This is a genomic window from Mesorhizobium alhagi CCNWXJ12-2, from assembly GCF_000236565.1.
Taxonomy (GTDB): domain Bacteria; phylum Pseudomonadota; class Alphaproteobacteria; order Rhizobiales; family Rhizobiaceae; genus Allomesorhizobium; species Allomesorhizobium alhagi.
This window is the reverse complement of the sequence record NZ_AHAM01000300.1, coordinates 28,807-46,943: the sequence shown is the minus strand read 5'-3', so window position 1 is coordinate 46,943 and position 18,137 is coordinate 28,807. Positions and strand designations below refer to the sequence as shown.

Below are 18,137 nucleotides of genomic sequence, written 5' to 3'. Positions count from 1 at the left end.
CGGCCTCCTGGAAATGATGGACGGCTGATCGCTTGAAACCCCGAAATGATGGGAACAACTGTTGGGGCGGCGGGTTATCAGGGGCCTCCGTCAGGCGAGGCTTCTACCAACCCGGAGACGAACACAATGGCAACCACGAAGAAGGCCTCAAAAACGGAAACCAAGGGTCTGGAAGACCTATTCCTCGACGGCTTGAAGGACCTGTATTACGCCGAGAAGAAGATCTTGAGGGCGCTGCCGAAAATGGCGAAGGGAGCCGAATCCGAAGAGGTGACGGCGGCTTTTGAGAAGCACCGGGCCGAGACCGAAGGCCAGGTAGACCGTCTCGACCAGGTCTTCGAACTGTTCGGCAAGTCCGCTCGCGGCAAGACCTGCCCGGCCATTGACGGCATCCTGGAAGAAGGCTCGGAGATCCTCGAAGAGTATAAGGGCGCTCCGGCCCTGGACGCCGGTCTCGTGGCAGCGGCCCAGGCGGTCGAGCATTACGAGATCGCCCGCTATGGGACCCTCATCGCGTGGGCGGAACAGCTTGGAAAATCCGAGGCGGTGAAGCTCCTGAAGGCCACACTCGAAGAAGAGACGAAAACAGACGAAGCGCTCTCCGCCCTTGGCGAGGGCGGTGTCAACGAACGCGCATTGCAACAAGCTGCATGACCATTTGGAATGGGTGGCCGTTGGCCTCCCTTTCCATTGCAATGGCAAGGAGGCCGGCCTTGTCAACTCGTGATTCCAGCTCCTGCGTGACCTTCGAGAGCCGGAGCGGACCCCATGGCGATGTTGCCGGGCAGTTCTCGTCGGCAACTTCAACGCCTTTAGCCAGCGCTGGCTGCTGCGCGACAGCAAGCGTAATAGCTTGTTGGGAGGCCCACCGTCTTTGGTGGTGGGCCTCCTTATCTGCGGATAGCTAGCCTGCCAGTTCGGCTTCGAAGCCTATCCCCTGATCTGCTCGTGCTGGGCGCCGCTGTCTGGCCGCGGCGGCGCCAACACGGGCTCGCTTCCCGTCGGTTCGCCAGCAACCGTCGAGAACTCCCCCTTGCCGTCGAGCGACGGGCCGCTCGACCACCGGCCCTCGGGTGGATCAATGCCTTCGACGAAACAATTGACAAACGCGTAGCTCACATATTGCTGCTCCTGTTCCTGCGGGAACGAATTGGGAATCGGCAGCGAGGCCGCAAGCCCACCCATGTCCTCGATGGCGGCCAACCATTGCTGCTGGTGCATGGTGTCCCTCGCTATCAGGAAAGAAAGCATCTCCTTCATGCCCGGATCGTCGGTCATGTTGTACAGCCGAACCGCGAGAACCCTGCCGCTGCTCTCCGCGGTGACATTGGCCATCATGTCGGCGGCCAAATTTCCGCTGGCATAGACATGCGATGCATTGAAAGGGACGCCGTTCGAGTTCTCAGGAAGCGCGGCCAAGCCTGTCGACAATATGTGCCGGAAGTTCATTCCGTTGAGCACCGATCCCCCCACCGCGTCCTCCGAGACCTGCTCCTTCAGGGACATGGGAGCGTTTTCAAGGTTGAGTGCAACGGCGGTCGAGAGCATCTCGATATGAGAAAGCTCCTCCGTGGCCGTGTTCAGAAGCATGTCGCGATACTTGGTTGGCCCGCGCGCGCCCCAGGCTTGGAAGAAGTATTGCAGCGCCACGCGAATTTCGCCTTCGACACCGCCAATGGCCTGTTGAAGAGCGCGGGCAAAGACCGGATTGGGCTTTTCAACCCGGACGGGAAACTGCAGTTTCTTATCGGTGTAGTACATGTGGTAACCTCCGTTGGGCTTGCCCAACCCGGCGCCCACATGGTTGTTCCGAAAGAGTTCGAAAAAAGCGCTGCATGTATTTCGGAACAAAGAAGTGGCCACGCTGTTTGGCGGGCCACTTGCGAGATGCAAATGCCGCTGTACGTTGCCGAACCTGGGCCGGCGCGGGAAACCCCCGTCGCGCCGGGTAGGCCATAGATAATCTTAGTCATGGTTACAGTCCTTTGTACGCAGGAGTTTGGCCTGACTATCTTTCTGTCGTCCATCAAGAGATTTCCGACTGACCTTGTAGCTCTGATCTTGCGGCAGTTGCAGACTTCCGCAAGGGGTGTGGAAGCTCTGGCGTCGCTGGGTGCGCGAACAGATGGGAGTCGTTCCCACAGTCGTGGTCTTTGGGGTCAAGCCGTTGGACCGGATCAACTGATTCTGCGGGAGGAGGCCTGTATGGGTCTATTCGCGATCGGCTGGAAGATCGGCGAGGCCGAAGCTGATTTCCTAAGGGAACAGCCCCACTCGTGCAAAAGCTGAGGTGACGCTTTTGGAAATCAGAGCGGATGGGCAACTTAGAAATGCGCTTTGCCCGCCAGCCCTCTGCTTGACGCTCAAGCGTTTCGCAATTGTAGCCGTTACCGCTCGGTCAAGTCGCGAGTGTTGGCGATATGCCGAACTCGCGCCCTCCGATCGTGGAGGGCAAGTCGCCAGAAGGAACGACATCACATCCGGTGACGGCCAACTCTGCTTCTTCACAAGCAGAACCGAGCCGAACAGTTTCAATGAGATAAGGTTCCACTGCTCAGGTCTCGTGTTCACTAATGGAAACCGCCACATCAGACCTTCCGGCGCGAATAATCATCATGAATTTGGAGATGAATCGGCAATCGCGGGGCGGAGGTCTTTGAACGCGTCGGTCTGCGTTGAAAACGGAGAACCAGCCTCTTGTTGTCATGACGTTAGCGACTTTGGACTATGCTGATCGAGCCGTCGGTCTCCAAAACCACACAGGCCGCCTCGCTGATGTCATCGGAGCCCTGCTGCCGTAACGCGGCCAGGATTTCCTCTCGGGTCACTCGCTGCGACTTCATCGCCCGGTCAAGGAACGTGCCATCCCTGACCAGAAGCGTAGGCTCGCTCTTTACCAGGTTGCGTACTCGATCCGAGCGCACCGCGAGCCACGTGATCGCGTATTGGAGGCACACCAGCAGCGCCAGGGCCAGCACGCCATCAGCCAACGGAACGGACCTGCTGAGAAGAACGCTGGAAAGTGTCGATCCCAGCGCAACAGTGACCACCAGATCAAAGGCATTCATCTTGCTCAGGGTCCGCTTGCCGGACGCCCGAAGCATGATGATCAAGGCAACATAGGCAGCAGTGCCCACTATCAGAATACGCAGGAGACTGCCCCACGTGTCGAACAGCATCGGTTCAGTCACGGTCTCCACCTTTATGCCCATCCCCATTGCCGGTCGCATGGTTGGCCCTTGTGAGCAGCCACAGGCTGAGGAGATTGACCACACTGAGCACGACCGCGATGTTGGCTCTTCCAAGTCCAACCGCAACTCCGATCGCGCCTGCGTTCCAGATGCTGGCAGCCGTCACCAAGCCCTTGACGTTGCCGCCGTTTTTAAGGATCGCACCGCCGCCGATGAATCCGATCCCGGTAATGACCCCTTGCAAGACTCGGGCACGCGCTTCCGTGTCCTGAGGCGCCGTCATCTCGATGATGATCGCAAAGCCGCAAGCTGCCATGGCCACGATCGGCAGGGTGCGAAAGCCTGCGCTGTGACGGCCACGCCCGCGTTCCCAGCCGATCGGAAAGGCAAGTCCGAAGGCGAGCAGCACCAGTGCAACATCGGAGACGAGCACATCGAGATCAAAGCCAAGGTCAGGCACTTCCTTCTCCAACTGCGGCCTTGTCAGCCTCTGGACCCGACGTGAGGCAAATGGCTGCGGGTGTGATTGGGCTGCCTGTCGACGAACTCCACGATCGTGCCCTGCTCAACCACCTCAGCAAGCTCCAGTTGGTCATGCGAACGCGGCAATCCGAATGGGTCTTGTCGACCAGTTCCGGCTCGGGCGCGCCGTGCAAGCGGTAGGTTGGCTCCGACAAGTTGATCCAGATGCCGCCGCCGAAATCCCGAGGCGATCAATGTGGGCGTCTAGACGGCTTGCCGCGGATACCCGATCGCCAACGCCCGGCGGCTACTCTCACCTGCTCGCACGGCTTCCGATTTGGCATAACGGCTCCCGAATGGCCTTGGTTCCGGCACATGGTTAGCGGAACATCCGCTACCTCGCCGCGTTCGTGCAGCAGGAGGACGATTTGCCGCTCAATTGGTTCCTGTTCAAACGGATCACGCGGGGGCTTTGGTTCCTGCCGGCGCTGTTCTCGGTCTTTGCCGTCCTGGTCCTTGCCGCCGCCTATTTCTCCACCATCTTTTTTGCCGATCCGATCAGACCCGGTAATCTTCCGATCACAGTCTCGCAGGAGGCGGTAGAAAGCATCCTCAGCATAGTGGCCGCGAGCATGCTGACGGTCTCTGTGTTCGCTCTATCGACACTGGTGAACCTGCTGGCGAACGTATCCCAGTCCGGGACGCCCAGGGCCGTTCCGCTCATCGTTGAGGACAGGCGTGCACAGACATCCATATCCGTGTTCATCGGCGCTTTCCTTTTCAGCATCGTCGGAATCATCGGGTTGTCCGGCGAGATCTACAGTACGAGCGGGCGGCTCATTCTATTCGGCGCCACCGTCGTCGTCGTGCTGGCGATCGTGTTTTCGCTCATCAGGTGGATCGGACAGATTTCGGTCGTCGGCCGTGTCGGCGAGACGATCGATCGTGTGGAAAAGGCCACGAAGGACGCTCTCGAGCGTCTCGGTCCGGCTGCGCTCTACGGGTGCTGCAGAAGCACGTCCGTGACAGGCAGCGGATTCGCGGTGCGGGCCGAGCGGGTCGGTTTCGTCCAGCACTTCGACAGGGAACGCCTCCAGGAAATTGCCGAGGGACACAAACTCAGCATACACGTCCTGGCCCGCCCGGGCAGTTATGTCGACTACGACACCATACTGGCGCAGGCTGCTGGAGAGGCGCCCGACGACAGTCTGACAAGCATGCGCCAGGCCTTTCTAGTGGGCGGTGAAAGAACCTTCGACTACGATCCCGGATATGGTCTGACCATTCTGGCGGAGATCGCGCGTCGGGCATTGTCCACGGCAGTGAACGATCCCGGCACCGCCATCGACGTCATCTTCTCGCAAACCCGGCTCCTTGGCGACTGGGCCCGAAGCGCTTATGGAGAGCAGGCAGAGTCAAAATTCGGCCGCATCTCCGTGGAACCGGTGGCGCCGGCCGAGCTCATTGCGGAAGCGTTCGGCTCGATCTCGCGAGATGCGTCTGCATCCGTCGATGTGACCTTGGCCATGGTGCGGGGCCTGAAGACGCTTGCTAAGGCGGCGCCTTCCGATTTCCGGAAGCCCGCGATGCAACTCGCTCAGGAGATCCTTGCCCGGGCCGAGTTCTCAATGAAGCTTCCCCAAGATATTGCCGCCGTTAGGGCGGCGGTTGAAGAATTGGCAACCGCCAAGGCGACTTCCTGAAGTCACCGGTCGCGAGTTTCTCGGCTCGGCAACGCAACTTTCTGTTTGAGAACCGGAGGCATTGACCCGCAGAGCAACAGCGAGTCGAGCGCGCAGCCGTCCTTGTGCGGGTCGGAGCCGCCGATCAGGTTGCCCTTCTTGCAGTCGATGCCCTGCCCGCCGCCACTTCCATCGGCGGCCCGATCGCGCATTTCAGCAGGCAGCGGGACCGGGCCCCGCATCGTGACGAGGCTGATCGTTTCAAAATTCAACATTTCGCTAGGTGAACTTACTAGGGTGTGGCTTCAGAAACTCGAGACAAAGCTGTGGCTTCGGCAACCATCATCTTTTGAGTCGCGTCTGCGCGGCGGCCAAGCATGCACCTTCTGAGGTCTGCGAAACTGCCAACCAGCTAGGGAACAATACCAAGCGCCGTGGGTTCGCGTTTGTAACACCGTGCAAAGAAAGGTGAGCGAGATGATGCATACGCCGATGATCTCAACCGCGGCTGCACTGGCGTTAACCCTGGCTGCCATGGCGATCACGGGTGCGTTCGCGACTACGCGGGCAGGGGCCCAATCCCCGACGGCCCATATGGGAACGCTGACCTGCGTACTCTCTCCTGCCTCGGAGGAGCCGTTCGGGATTGAGCGGGAGCTATCGTGTGATTTCGAACTCTTCAAGGGGCCGCGGGCGAACTTCCGGGGCATTGTCAAGCGCATCGGCGCATCGGTCCCGGACCCAGGGCAGATCGTCATGGCGTGGACCGTGTTCGGGCCCTCGATCAACACCCCAGCCGGCCATCTCGAAGGACGCTATGTGGGATCCCTGGGCACGCAGCCAGAGAATGGCCTGATCGGCGGAATGGAGTCGTCGATCCACCTCAAGCCGCTTACCGCTGCCCCCGACTTCGTCAATGCCGCGCTTTCCATCCTCGAGCTCGAACTCAGCTTGATGAAAGCGTAGAGGATGAGCCAGCCGAGGTCGCATTCGGTGGACGCGGCGACTAGCCGACGCGCTGGTGAACAGGGCCGAGGCCGGCAGGCGGCCGGCCCTTCGCGAATACCGCTGGCTGGATGGAAGGATGTGCTGTGGCGTGTGGCTCGCGAGAGCAATGAGGATCGCATAATGCTGGTCGCGGCAGGTGTGACGTTTTACTTGCTGTTGGCTCTGTTTCCAGCGCTCGCCGCTTTCGTCTCGCTCTATGGCTTTGTGGCCAATCCGCATACGATTGCGGAACATATCTCGTTTCTGGGCGGCCTGCTTCCCTCTGGTGGCATGGACCTCATCCGCAGCCAGCTTGGATCACTGGCCGACCAGGAAACCAATGCCTTGAGCTTCGGCTTCGTCGCCGGACTGGCTATCGCGCTGTGGAGCGCCAACAATGGGATCAAAGCCACCTTTCAAGCCATGAACATCGCCCATGAAGAACAGGAGAAGCGCGGTCTGGTTCGGCTGCATCTTGTCACATTCTCGTTCACGATCGGCTCGATCCTTATCGGCATTCTGTTCCTGGTCTCGGTGGGCGTAGTGCCGGCCGTGCTCGCCTTCCTGAACCTTGGCCAGTGGGCGGAGACCCTCGTCAAGACGCTGCGCTGGCCCGTCCTGCTGATCGTGGTTGCAGCAGCGATTTCGCTCATCTACCGCTTTGGTCCAAGTCGCGAGCGTCCACAATGGCGGTGGCTCACATGGGGCTCTGGAATTGCCACGGTGGTCTGGGTCGTCACGTCGATGGCCTTTTCGTACTATCTGGAGAACTTCGCCAACTACAACGCAACCTACGGCACCCTTGGCGCCGTGATCGGCTTCATGGTCTGGGTCTGGATCTCAGTCATGATCCTGCTCTTTGGCGCCGAACTCAACGCCGAACTGGAACATCAGACCGCAAAGGATACGACGACCGGCGAGCCTCTGCCGATTGGCTCTCGAGGTGCCACCATGGCCGACACGATCGGTAAGTCATCGATCGAGAAGCCCTGAACGTTCAGCCCAGGGAGAAATGGGTATTAGGCGTGAGCTCCACCTCCAACGTCCAGTCCGGTTTTGCGAGTGCGCGGTGCCCATGCCTGGGGCTGGGCGCGAGAGAGGTGAAGGACTCACCTGCCGGTGCCTGATGCGCATCAACGGGCATGCCGCGTTCGAGGGTCGCTTCGGAAATGGGGAAAGATCGGCGTCGGCGTCGATCCGAACATGAAGGCAAACCCGTGGCAAGGATCAGGGACAGCTCCCCCGGAATTCACCCGCTGACGATCGTCAGGTACGCGGTCGCTCTCGTCGCATTTGCGGTTGCCATGCTGTTTATCCTATGGACGGCGAGCAACGCCTTTCTCCTGATCTTCGCGGGCATCCTGTTCGGGGCGTTTCTCGATGGTCTTACCCGTCTCCTCGGCAGGCTGGTCGAATGGAGCCATGGAATCCGCCTGGCCATCGTCTGCACCATTCTCGGCCTTCTGATCGTGGCGGGGATCGTTTGGGGCAGCGCCGTCGTCGCCATGCAGGCGACCGAACTGATGACAACGCTTCGCGAGCAACTCAACCAGGTGCTCGGTTGGCTCGAACAACGCGGATTGCAGGTTCCCGACACCCTTGTCGGTTCCGAGAATGCCGCAGGCGAGCCTCCGGATAGCGAGCCGACCGGCAGCGAATCCGATACGCCAAGCATCCAATCCTTCCTTCCAGATTTGCAGGCCCTGTTCGGAACCGCATGGACGGCGCTCGCGGTGGTGTTCGGCCTGCTCGGCAACGCCGTCGTGATCATCTTTCTCGGGGTCTTCATCGCCGCTCAACCAGCGGTCTATCGGGACCTGCTGCTGCTTCTTTTTCAGCCTGCGCGCCGCGAGCGGGGTCGGGCAGTGCTGGACGAGGCGGGCGAGACGCTCCGTCACTGGCTGCTCGGCCAATCCTTGACCATGACGGTCATCTTCCTGGTCACCTGGCTCGGCCTGTGGCTTGTCGGTGTGGGACCTTCCTTCGCGCTTGGATTGCAAGCAGGCTTGCTCGCCTTCATCCCGACAGTCGGGCCGCTCGTTTCGGGCATCGCGATCATGCTGGCAAGCCTCGCCAGCGGATTGTATGGCGTTATCGGCGCACTGGCGATCTATGTCGGGGTGCAAGCCCTGGAAAGCTATCTCCTCACTCCCATGATCCAGAAGCGCGCGATCTCGGTGCCTCCGGCCGTCCTCTTCGCTAGCCAGATCGTTCTCGGCGTGCTCTTCGGATTGTACGGTCTTGCTCTGGCAACACCGCTCGCCGCCATTGGACGCGTCTTTATCCTCCGCTTCTACGTCGAGGATGAAGAGCGCCCATGACGGCATGCCTGATGTGTTGCGATAGCCCTGCTTCCCGCTGGTGGCAGCGGCATTGGAAGCGCATCGCCGAAAGCACCCCTCGCCCCAGGATGAGTGATAGGGTCGGCGCTTCATGCCGCAGTGGGCGTGGCAATCGCGGTTATGAGTGTGGACCTCATGCCGCGAATCTTGGAGGGCACTCCGCTTTGGTTGGCGGTCGTAGCCTTCCTGTCGTTTGGCATTGAACGTAAGAATGCGCCGAGTTTGGCTCGGGTTGATCATTCAATTATGAGAATCCTGCCTGGGTGGTTTTCAAATTTGCTGCAGCAGGAAAGACCCCGGCCAGTGGGCTTGGGCTATCATGCGTTCGGTGGTGTCGGTGAATCGGAACCTGTTGTCGCCCACCATGTGGCGACGCAGCATTCGGAGCATTTCCGGTCGGGCACGCTCGACAATTGCTATCCCGGCCAGCCGCGCCGGTCGCATGTGAAGCCGAAGGTCGGACTTGCGGGCGTGGGTAGGTTCTCCTGTTCCGCGGCAACGATGCCATCGAGATCGGGTGATGGCGCCGAGCACCCTGAAGCGCCAAAGGTCGCTCTCGTGGCGAATAGGTCTTGGAATGCGTCGCATCAGTAGAAGCCGAGCGATTTCGGCAGGCGATGTCCAGGTCGCGATACCACGTTCGGCCTCGTCGTCGAGTAGCTGTTCGCCCCGAATAGCCGCATCGCGATACTGCCGGAAAGTGAAGGGGAGTTCGCGCCCGTAGGTGTGCGAACGGTGGGACAGGGTCGTAGGCGGGGTGTCGGCAGCTTCGCACGGTCGCCTCCGCCTCGCTCGACAATCAGAAGGAGGTCTGGAAGAAGCATAAGCCTAGCGTCAAAGCCGGCGTGACGACGGTCCACGAGTTCTTCGCAAAGCGTGGCATACTGGCGCTGATTTTCCCGGTACTGTCGCGGTGGCAGCGGTCGTCTTCTGCGGCGTCGTGCAGGCGCTGGGGCTCTTCGGCGCCGGGGCTGCGCCGGAATTCTGGCTTCAGCTCCTCTCGGTCGTGCTGTTCGTTCTAGTCGGCGCGCTGTTCCTGCGCAACCCCGGCGAGAGCTTACTGACACTGACGCTTCTCTTGATCGTACTGTTCATGGCGGAGGGCAGTCGAAGGTCATCTTCGCTCTGACCATCAGGCCGTTTCCGAATTGGGGCTGGGTACTCCTCAGCGGCATTGTCGGCATCGTGCTGGCGCTGGTGCTCTGGGACAGCATGCCCGTCGCTGCAGCGTGGCTGCTGGGAGCGCTTTTGGCCATCGGGTTGGTCAGCGAGGGTTTTGCACTCGCCTGGCTGGCATGGCGTGTGCGTCAGGCGTGAGGGCTGAGAGACCCCGGAGGGCAGCCTCGCCATCGCGGCAAGTTGGTCCAAACTCAATTCACGAGCGGCCGGCGTGGCATCGCTCGCTCACTGCTGTCTGCCAATGTCTGCTTGGGAGGCGATGGCGGACGAAGAAGAAATGACATGGATATTCACAGTTTGATCAGCAGCGCAGGAAAGACGGGCATGGAATGCTAGCACGAATTCATGGATCCGGATTCCACAAAAAGGAGCTGACCCGTTGTGGCTGCTGCAATGCAACTGGGAAGATTTCAAGCGCGTTGAAGGCTGCCCGACGAATGCACTCACCACGTCAAGATATTCTCTGCCGGAGCGTGCGCGGGGCCTCGTACACCAGTCAGTTGCCGTCAAATAACGCCGGGTATTCCCTGGCGAAGTCTTCCAGTTCACCAATCACCGAATCCAGATGGGCCGACATTGCTTTTCGGGCAGCAAGGGCATCGCCGGCGGCGATCGCCGCGACGATTGCGGCATGTTCCCTGAAGGTCAGGGCAATGCGCCTCGGTGTGATCAGCAACCGGCGGGCGCGGTCGAGCGACAATCGCGCCCCCTCCGCCACGGCCCGTGCGCGCGGATAGCCGATCACCGAGACAAACAGGTCGTGCAATTCTAGGTCGAGTCGGTGGAATTGGGCGCGCTCGTCCCCAGCGATCGCTACTTTCTGCTGGCCCATGTTGAGCCGCAATGCTGAAAGCAGCTCTTTCGAGCGGTGTTGCGCGTGGTACGCAACTGCTTCCCCTTCCAGGGCGCGGCGGAGGAACATATTCTCTCGCGCGTCGGCAAGGCGTATGCGCGAAACGATGGATCCGCTTTGCGGGCGGATGTCGACCAGACCCTCCTCCTTGAGGCGGTTCAACGCCTCGGCGACCGGGAAACGCGACACGCCGAACCGCCGCGTCAGCTCCGCCTTGTCCAGTTTGGCCCCGGGTTCAAATTCCAGGTTGACGATGGCGCGGCGCAGCCCGTCGACGACCCGAGCTGTAGCCCCCGAGGGCCGCGTCATGCGCACTACGGGGGAGCCCACCGTCAGACCCGTTTCTTCAGTTGCGCCCATACTGGCATGTTAGTAGGTTGATTGCCGCGTGCCAATGGCGGCTTTGGCCCGGGCCGAAGTGGAGGGGTTCGGGCAATTTGCACAAATCCGCAATTAGGCAGCAAACCGGCAGTCGATCACGCCAACAGCGACGACGACGTCAAAGGGAGGAAGTAATGAACAAAGTTGTGCATCGGGCAATTCTGGCCACGGGGTTCATCCTCGCGGCAACCGCATCCCAAGCCGATACCTCGGACAAGCGGATCGCGCTTTCCAACAACTATGCCGGCAATTCGTGGCGCCAGGCCATGCTGAAGAGCTGGGACAAGGTCACCAAGCAGGCAGTCGCCGACAGGGTCGTCGCTGCGGCTGACGCGTTCACCACGGCCGAGAACCAGGTAACCGAGCAGGCGGCGCAAATTCAGAACATGATCCTCCAGGGTTATGATGCGATCGTCATCAACGCGGCCTCGCCGGACGCGCTCAACGGCGCCGTGAAGGAGGCATGCGACGCTGGCATAACGGTCGTGTCCTTCGATGGCATCGTCACTGAGCCCTGCGCATGGCGCATTGCCGTCGACTTCAAGCAGATGGGCAAGGATGAGGTCCTTTACCTGAAGGAAAAAATGCCCGAAGGCGGCAATCTGCTGGAGATCCGCGGCCTCGCCGGCGTCTTCGTCGACGACGAGATATCGAAAGGCATCCACGAAGGCGTGGCGGAGAACCCGCAGTTCAAGATTGTCGGCTCGGTTCACGGCGACTGGGCTCAGGATGTCGCGCAGAAGGCTGTTGCCGGCGTTCTACCTTCGCTGCCGGAGATCAAGGCGGTCGTGACGCAGGGCGGCGACGGCTATGGTGCGGCACAGGCCTTCAAAGCCGCGAACCGGCCGACACCGCTCATCATCATGGGCAATCGCCAGGATGAACTCGCCTGGTGGAAGGAACAGAAGGACGCCAACGGCTACGAGACCATGTCGGTGTCGATCGCGCCCGGCGTCTCGACACTGGCGTTCTGGGTTGCCCAGCAGATCCTGGACGGCAAGGACGTACCCAAGGATCTGACCGTGCCATTCCTGCGCATCGACCAGGCGAATCTCGAGGAGAACCTGGCCAATACGGAAGCGGGCGGCGTGGCCAACACCGAATATTCGCTCGAGGACGCGCAGAAGGTCATCGGCGGCATGTAATATTGGACCAGGCGGGCAGCCACTCGACAGGCAGCCCGCCTGGCCGATGCAGATGCAGTTGCAGAACAATCATAACGTCCTCATTCATCTGGATGGCGTCGAAAAGAATTTCGGCGCCGTTCGCGCGCTTGCGCGGGTCAGCCTCGCGGTGCCGGCCGGCGTGTGCCTCGGCCTTGTCGGGCACAACGGCGCCGGCAAGTCAACGCTGATGAACATCCTCGCCGGCACGCTTTCGGCTTCAGCCGGCCGCATTCTCGTTTCGGGCGATGATGTTTCCGAGCGCTATGGAGTTGCCGCCGCAAACCGCTTGGGCATACGCTGCGTCTTCCAGGAGCTGTCGCTCTGCCCGAACCTGTCGGTCGCCGAGAACGCTCGAATCATGCATCCGCCGCTAAAGGGGATCGGCTGGCGCCGCCGCGCCGCAACGCTGATCGGCGGCATGCTCGACTCAATTTTTCCTGGCCATGACATCGACCCGTCACAGCTCGTAGGCGACCTTTCCATCGCGAGGCGGCAGATGGTCGAGATCGCCCGCGCCTTCTCGGCAACCGACACGCAGGTCCGGCTGGTTATCCTTGACGAGCCGACCTCGTCGCTGGACGGCGTGCTGGCCGGCCAGTTACTCGCTTTTGTACGAAACTTCGTCACCGGCGGCGGCGCAGTGATCCTCATCTCGCACCTTCTCAATGAAATCCTGACGACCGCCGGCCGCATCGTGGTCATGCGCGACGGCGGCGTTGTCGCAGACCGTGTGGCGCGCGACTTCACACGGGTCACGCTCGTCGAGAGCATGGGCAGCGTGGCACAGGAACAGGCCCCGCGCGAGCAGCGCTCGGCAACCGCCGCCGTCGAACTCAAGGTCTCGGCGGCACCCGCGGTGCAGGGCGACGCGACCACTCTGGTGGCCAACCGCGGCGAGGTCATCGGTCTCGCTGGCCTCGGGGGCCATGGCCAGACCGAAATGTTGGTCCGCATCTTCCATGGGCAGCGCAAGGCGCAGGCCGGGGTCACGGTGTCCGGCAGCACGGCAATGGTTGCGGGCGACCGGCAGGCCGACGGCTTGTTTCCGCTCTGGTCGATTTGCGGCAACGCCACCATCAGTTCTCTGACGCGGCTGACCAAAGGCTGGCTAATCGATCCGCGCGCGGAAGCGCGCATGGGCGAGGAGTGGAAGCAGAAGATCGGCATCCGTACGCCGGACATGGCCAATCCTATCCTCTCCCTATCCGGCGGCAATCAGCAAAAGGTGCTGTTCGCTCGCGCCCTCGGTTCTGACGCCGACATCATCCTCATGGACGATCCTATGCGCGGTGTCGACATCGGCACGAAGCAGGAAGTTTACGGCATGCTGAGGCAGGAAGCGGCGGCGGGGCGCACGTTCCTCTGGTACACGACCGAGATGGACGAGTTGAAGCATTGCGACCGGGTTTATGTGTTCCGCAACGGGCGCATCGTTGACGAGCTTTCGGGCGACTCCATCATTGAGGAACGGGTGCTGCATTCCTCCTTCGAGGCTGCCGCCTGATGCCAGTCTCATTCCTGGCCCGCAACGCCCGCATCCTGCTGCCAATGCTGTCCTTCGTCGCCATCCTGCTGGCGGTATTCTGGCTGCAGCCGCGCGCCATGAGTTATGTCGGCCTTAACCTGCTGCTCAATCTCGCGCTGCCGATCGCCTTTGCGACTATCGCCCAGATGTTCGTCATCACAGTAAACGATCTCGACCTGTCGCTCGGCGCCTATGTCGGGTTCGTCGCCTGCGTCGCGGCCACCTGGCTCACCGAGCAGCCGCTGCTCGGGATGGCGGCGCTGGCAGGCGGGGCATTCTGATCTATGCCGCGGTCGGCGCGTTGATCCATCTCAGGAACCTGCCATCCATCGTCGTGACGCTTGGCATGTCCTTTGTCTGGCTCGGCCTGGCGATCCTCGTGCTGCCGACGCCCGGCGGCAAGGCACCGGACTGGCTGCGAGCGCTGATGACCTGGAAGACGCCGCTGGTGCCGTTCACGATCTACGCCCTGCTCGCTCTCGCGGTGGTCGTGCATTTCGGGCTGATGCGCTCCGCCCTGGGCGTGGTGCTGCGCGGCGTGGGCGGCAATCCACGCTCGGTCGAGCGCGCCGGCTGGTCGCTGCTGAAAGCCAAGGTGATCATGTTTGCGTTTGCCGGGCTGTTCGGCATGTTCTCGGGCCTGTCGCTGGTCGGCCTCACTACTTCCGGCGACGCCAACATCGCCTTGCGCTATACGCTGCTCTCGATCGCCGGCGTTATCCTCGGCGGCGGAGAGTTCACGGGCGGTCGCATCTCGCCGGTCGGCGCGGTCATCGGCGCCATGACGCTGACGCTTGCCGGGTCCTTCCTGTCCTTCTTGCGGCTCAACCCCGACTGGCAGATCGGCGCGCAGGGCGCCATCCTCATTCTGGTGCTGGCGCTGCGCGTGATCATAAACCGCGCCGAGGCGAGTGGCCTATGACGGCGCTGCGCCAGATCCTCAGAAAACCGTGGCTCGGCGCCTATGCCGGGGCACTGGCGATTTGGCTCGCCACCATCGCCTTCACCGAGGGGCTGGGCGGCGGCGGCGTGCTGACCGCTGCGCTGTCCTTCGCCACCTTCTCGGTGCTGGTAGCAATCGGGCAGATGTATGTCATCACGCTCGGTCCGGGCAACGTCGACCTCTCCATTCCCGCCACCATGACACTCGCCGGAGCGGTCTCAATGAAGATCATGGACGGCAGCAACGCGATGATCGTGCCGGGGCTGGCGATCGCGCTCGGCTGCGGCGCCGGCGTCGGCGTCTTCAACTACGGGCTGATCCGGTTGCTTCGCATACCGCCAATCATCGCCACGCTGTCGTCCAGCTTCCTGTTTCTGTCCGCCGCCATCTCATATAGCCGGGGCCTGCGCATCAAGCCGCCACCACTGCTCGCCGACTTCACCACTTGGATCCTGTGGGGCATCCCGCTCCTTGCCGTCGCCGGCATGGTCATCACGTTCGTGATGAGCGTGATCCTGAACCGTACGGTGTTCGGACGGACCGTGACGGCGATCGGCCAGAACGCGCGCGCCGCGCGACTTGCGGGCCTGCCGGTCGACCGCGTGCGCTTCGCCACCTATGTCATGTGCGGTATGTTCGCCGGCCTGACCGGCTATCTGGTCTCCGGCTTCTCCGGCGGCGCCGCACTCAACATGGGCGCGGAGTACCTGCTCGCCTCGATTGCCGTCGTGGTGATCGGCGGGACCTCGGTGGCGGGGGGCTTCGCCAATCTGCCGGGCCTGTGGGGTGCAGCCATGCTGTTGTTCCTGCTCGTCACCATGCTCAACACTTACGGCTTCGGAGCCGGTATCCGCATGGTGCTCACCGGTATGATCATCATCGCGGTTATCACTATCGCCAGCGGTCGCAAACCCTCGGGCTAACGGCCGCACGCGTTTGAGGCCGAATCCGTGATCGGTCGCATCGAGCTCGACTATGAGTACCTCAGCTCTTGCCGGGCAGCCGTGTTCGCTCGGACCAGCGTCGGCCCACCTTCTCGTTCGACTTTGCCCGCGAACTCCACGGGGGAACGGTGTCTGAACGCAAGGCGCGAGGTGATGATTGGCGCGATTTCGTCGCCAGGATCGCCGATCAACGATCCATATGCCAGTATTCCGACCGTCCCGACCATGTTTTCAGCGAAGATTGCCGTCATTGCAAATTGGCAATTTGCCGAATACATCTACGGCAAATTGCCATTCCAGCAAGGGGGCTGTCATGTCGGTTGCCATCTCGCCCCCCTCTCATCACCAAGGAATTAGGATGGCGATGCCACCTTCCCGTATAAACGAAAAAAGCAGAACGCCACGCGTGGAGCAGCGCGGTAGCTCGTCTCAGATCAGGACGGCAACTCGGCTAATGTGTTCTCAATCGCAGCGATATTGAGTTCAATATCAGCCACCCGCTGAATCGTGCTGAGGCTTGGCAGCGTCGCAGATTCCGCGGCGGCGAAAAGTAGCCTCTGCTGTTCGTCCTTGAGCCGCTTCATGAGTGATATCAATTGTTCGCGCATATGGGTCCCCATTTCCACCGCGTGCCTATATGTAAGGTCGCGCCGGTTGTCCATTGGGTCATCAGGGGCTGACAACCCCGGGCGTTTCCTTGGGCAGCCAAGCGCAACGAGCGCCGGCGGCAGCAAGAACCGAAGCGGCTTGGTTCTACAAGCTGGGGTGGAACAGCTCAGTCGATCATATCCGGGAACGAAAGGACGGCGGTGACCCACTCGACGTCACCAATGCCTCTGCGGCCGTCATCATACCCTGGCGAAGGCAAGGGCGAGCAGGATGGCGGAGAGGTTCTGAGCTACAAAAAGGCCCGACCAACGAGGGATTAGCTTTTTGGTCGGGCCCGGCCACGACGTGGACATGCTGCGGAAACCCGTCATGGCTGCCCCTTAGTATACCCCGACGGCAGCAGTGCCACAATGAACCTTCAGAAGGAGCGGCCCGACCAAGGCTGGCAATGGAGAGGGGCGCATGATCGGGCCTGACCATAACAATTTCGCGGAACCGCTATGGCCGCCGATCCCTTACCGCCCCAGCACGGAAACAGCAATCGGCTTCTCCGGTAGGGGGGTGCATATCTCTGGGGCCTCTGGGGGGTCCAACCGCACGGGTGTCACGTTCACAAAATTTCTTCACGCTGCGGAAATTTCGGGTCAGCCGCCGAGGAACGCCAAAAACGGTCAATGACGAAATCAGCACGAGGCCGCGGGCGGCCGGCGTTTAAGCCGACACCGGCGATGAGAAAACCGTCGAGCTGATGGTCTCATGCGACATGTAAGATGAGACCGGCGCAAATAGCCAGAGTTACAGCGATGCTCTCCCGCCAACCATGTACGGCCGATTGGGTCACAACGAAGATATTGTCCGGCCCGAAGCCAATGCCAGAACCAGAGATTGCCTACACGAATGCGACGAGCGTCGGGCACGGCACTGCGTCACGATCTGCTGACAGGACTGTTCGGGGTCTTGCAGTTCCTGTGTTCAGCTCAATGCGTGGCCGGCCAATCCATAAATCCACGACTCACCCGTTTCCCGGTTCAGGAAACGCCGCCCTTTGGACATGGTTGTAACTGTCTCGGCAACGCCGAGGCCGCTCTGCTGAAGAAACTCGGCAAACATGCCATCTTTCTCGCGCGTATCGACGCGAACGAACCGTCCTGACAGATCTCTCAGATGCACCGCTGTGAGATGGACCGCGTCTTCATCGTTCCGCGCGACTATGGGGCCGATCACATGACCGCGCCCGAATTCGCGACGCATGGAATAGCCGACGATCTCGCCGCCACGGCTCAAAGTGCAGATTGTGGCGCCCGCTGAGAGCAACGCGAGCAGCCTCTCGCGGTTTGTCCCAAACGCGCGCGCATCCAGCGCCGTGATCTCCTCCAGCCCGTCCATGGATTGCGCCTGCAATTCACCGTCCAAGGCTGGCATTGTCGAGAGTGTTTGTGGAACCTCCCCCTGGCGCATGTATACGATCGCCTCGGTCGTGAAGCCCAGTGAGACGTAGAGAGGGTAGGCAGCATGGGTAGCATTGAGTGCCAAGTTGCGATCGCCGCACTGTTCAAGCACCTGTTCCATGAGCCATCGGCCGCCTCCTTGCGCCTGTGCGCGAGGCGTTGTGATCACTACGCCGATGGTGGCGAAATCGTCGCCATGAGGAAACCACATCGCACTGCCGAAAACGCGTCCGATGCCGTCTACGGCAACGAGGCCGCGGCCGACACGGCGCAGAAAGTCCCAATCCTTCGGCCGATGAGGCCAGCCGACTGAAATGGAGAGCGCGTGCAGCAGCTCCACGTCGGCATCATTAATGTCCCGCGCCACCAATTCGAAGGACTTCAGGCGCACCGATCTCTCCATTCAGTTCATCCGCTCCTTCAGC

Annotated in this window: 17 protein-coding genes and 1 pseudogene; 11 read left to right on the top strand and 7 right to left on the bottom strand. The window is 61.3% G+C overall.

Annotated elements, in window-relative coordinates; all coding sequences use genetic code 11:
• Positions 1-126 precede the first annotated feature (126 nt).
• Entirely contained in the window at positions 127-654 is a 528-nt protein-coding gene (locus tag MAXJ12_RS31305; RefSeq protein WP_008840210.1) for a YciE/YciF ferroxidase family protein, read from the top strand.
• A 276-nt stretch (positions 655-930) separates the two neighbouring features.
• Here MAXJ12_RS31305 and MAXJ12_RS31300 read toward each other — a convergent pair whose 3' ends face one another.
• The 3 genes from MAXJ12_RS31300 to MAXJ12_RS31290 all read right to left on the bottom strand — a co-directional run bounded on the left by MAXJ12_RS31300 (position 931) and on the right by MAXJ12_RS31290 (position 3,651).
• Positions 931-1,761: a manganese catalase family protein gene (locus tag MAXJ12_RS31300; RefSeq protein WP_008840209.1), complete on the bottom strand. Its 831-nt coding sequence runs from the start codon at positions 1,759-1,761 to the stop codon at positions 931-933.
• Between the two features lie 950 nt (positions 1,762-2,711).
• The gene (locus MAXJ12_RS31295) at positions 2,712-3,179 is read right to left on the bottom strand and encodes a DUF421 domain-containing protein (protein WP_008840207.1); all 468 of its coding nucleotides are present in this window, start codon (positions 3,177-3,179) and stop codon (positions 2,712-2,714) included.
• 4 nt (positions 3,180-3,183) lie between these two features.
• On the bottom strand, positions 3,184-3,651 hold the full coding sequence (locus MAXJ12_RS31290; RefSeq protein WP_008840206.1) for an MgtC/SapB family protein: 468 nt from the start codon (positions 3,649-3,651) through the stop codon (positions 3,184-3,186).
• Between the two features lie 430 nt (positions 3,652-4,081).
• Here MAXJ12_RS31290 and MAXJ12_RS31285 point away from each other — a divergent pair, with 430 nt between their 5' ends.
• Positions 4,082-5,356 (top strand): DUF2254 domain-containing protein, encoded by a 1,275-nt coding sequence (locus MAXJ12_RS31285; RefSeq protein WP_157999692.1) that lies wholly within the window; start codon positions 4,082-4,084, stop codon positions 5,354-5,356.
• A 2-nt stretch (positions 5,357-5,358) separates the two neighbouring features.
• Here the strand turns inward: MAXJ12_RS31285 and MAXJ12_RS31280 are convergent, their stop codons facing one another.
• Positions 5,359-5,607: a hypothetical protein gene (locus MAXJ12_RS31280; protein WP_139044145.1), complete on the bottom strand. Its 249-nt coding sequence runs from the start codon at positions 5,605-5,607 to the stop codon at positions 5,359-5,361.
• A 205-nt stretch (positions 5,608-5,812) separates the two neighbouring features.
• On the opposite strand from MAXJ12_RS31280, the gene MAXJ12_RS31275 reads away from it, so the two are divergent.
• The 4 genes from MAXJ12_RS31275 to MAXJ12_RS34770 all read left to right on the top strand — a co-directional run bounded on the left by MAXJ12_RS31275 (position 5,813) and on the right by MAXJ12_RS34770 (position 9,793).
• Positions 5,813-6,301 carry a DUF992 domain-containing protein gene (locus tag MAXJ12_RS31275; RefSeq protein ID WP_008840203.1) on the top strand — a complete coding sequence of 163 codons (489 nt, stop codon included), beginning with the start codon at positions 5,813-5,815 and terminating at the stop codon, positions 6,299-6,301.
• Positions 6,302-6,304: 3 nt separating this feature from the next.
• Complete coding sequence (locus MAXJ12_RS31270) at positions 6,305-7,315, top strand: YihY/virulence factor BrkB family protein (protein ID WP_085984143.1); 1,011 nt, start codon at positions 6,305-6,307, stop codon at positions 7,313-7,315.
• A 224-nt stretch (positions 7,316-7,539) separates the two neighbouring features.
• On the top strand, positions 7,540-8,643 hold the full coding sequence (locus MAXJ12_RS31265) for an AI-2E family transporter (RefSeq protein WP_008840201.1): 1,104 nt from the start codon (positions 7,540-7,542) through the stop codon (positions 8,641-8,643).
• A 934-nt stretch (positions 8,644-9,577) separates the two neighbouring features.
• A complete protein-coding gene (locus MAXJ12_RS34770) occupies positions 9,578-9,793 on the top strand; it encodes a hypothetical protein (RefSeq protein WP_008840199.1) in 216 nt (71 codons plus the stop codon).
• Between the two features lie 546 nt (positions 9,794-10,339).
• Here MAXJ12_RS34770 and MAXJ12_RS31255 read toward each other — a convergent pair.
• Positions 10,340-11,056, bottom strand: a complete 717-nt coding sequence (locus tag MAXJ12_RS31255; protein ID WP_008840197.1) for a GntR family transcriptional regulator — start codon at positions 11,054-11,056, stop codon at positions 10,340-10,342.
• A gap of 155 nt (positions 11,057-11,211) precedes the next feature.
• On the opposite strand from MAXJ12_RS31255, the gene MAXJ12_RS31250 reads away from it, so the two are divergent.
• The 5 genes and pseudogenes from MAXJ12_RS31250 (at position 11,212) to MAXJ12_RS37325 (ending at position 16,012) form a co-directional block, all read left to right on the top strand.
• Positions 11,212-12,222, top strand: a complete 1,011-nt coding sequence (locus MAXJ12_RS31250) for an ABC transporter substrate-binding protein (protein WP_008840196.1) — start codon at positions 11,212-11,214, stop codon at positions 12,220-12,222.
• Between the two features lie 52 nt (positions 12,223-12,274).
• On the top strand, positions 12,275-13,747 hold the full coding sequence (locus MAXJ12_RS31245) for a sugar ABC transporter ATP-binding protein (RefSeq protein WP_139044144.1): 1,473 nt from the start codon (positions 12,275-12,277) through the stop codon (positions 13,745-13,747).
• Positions 13,747-14,690, top strand: a pseudogene (locus tag MAXJ12_RS31240) (ABC transporter permease). The gene MAXJ12_RS31245 and the pseudogene MAXJ12_RS31240 overlap by 1 nt, the downstream one beginning before the upstream one ends.
• Entirely contained in the window at positions 14,687-15,634 is a 948-nt protein-coding gene (locus tag MAXJ12_RS31235; protein ID WP_008840192.1) for an ABC transporter permease, read from the top strand. The pseudogene MAXJ12_RS31240 and the gene MAXJ12_RS31235 overlap by 4 nt, the downstream one beginning before the upstream one ends.
• 174 nt (positions 15,635-15,808) lie before the next feature.
• On the top strand, positions 15,809-16,012 hold the full coding sequence (locus MAXJ12_RS37325) for a hypothetical protein (protein ID WP_139044143.1): 204 nt from the start codon (positions 15,809-15,811) through the stop codon (positions 16,010-16,012).
• Between the two features lie 77 nt (positions 16,013-16,089).
• On the opposite strand, the gene MAXJ12_RS31225 is transcribed toward MAXJ12_RS37325, so the two are convergent.
• Together MAXJ12_RS31225 and MAXJ12_RS31220 are read right to left on the bottom strand one after the other, a co-directional pair.
• Positions 16,090-16,317, bottom strand: a complete 228-nt coding sequence (locus tag MAXJ12_RS31225) for a hypothetical protein (RefSeq protein WP_040589064.1) — start codon at positions 16,315-16,317, stop codon at positions 16,090-16,092.
• 919 nt (positions 16,318-17,236) lie between these two features.
• Complete coding sequence (locus MAXJ12_RS31220) at positions 17,237-18,115, bottom strand: GNAT family N-acetyltransferase (protein WP_008840189.1); 879 nt, start codon at positions 18,113-18,115, stop codon at positions 17,237-17,239.
• Between the last annotated feature and the right edge of the window lie 22 nt (positions 18,116-18,137).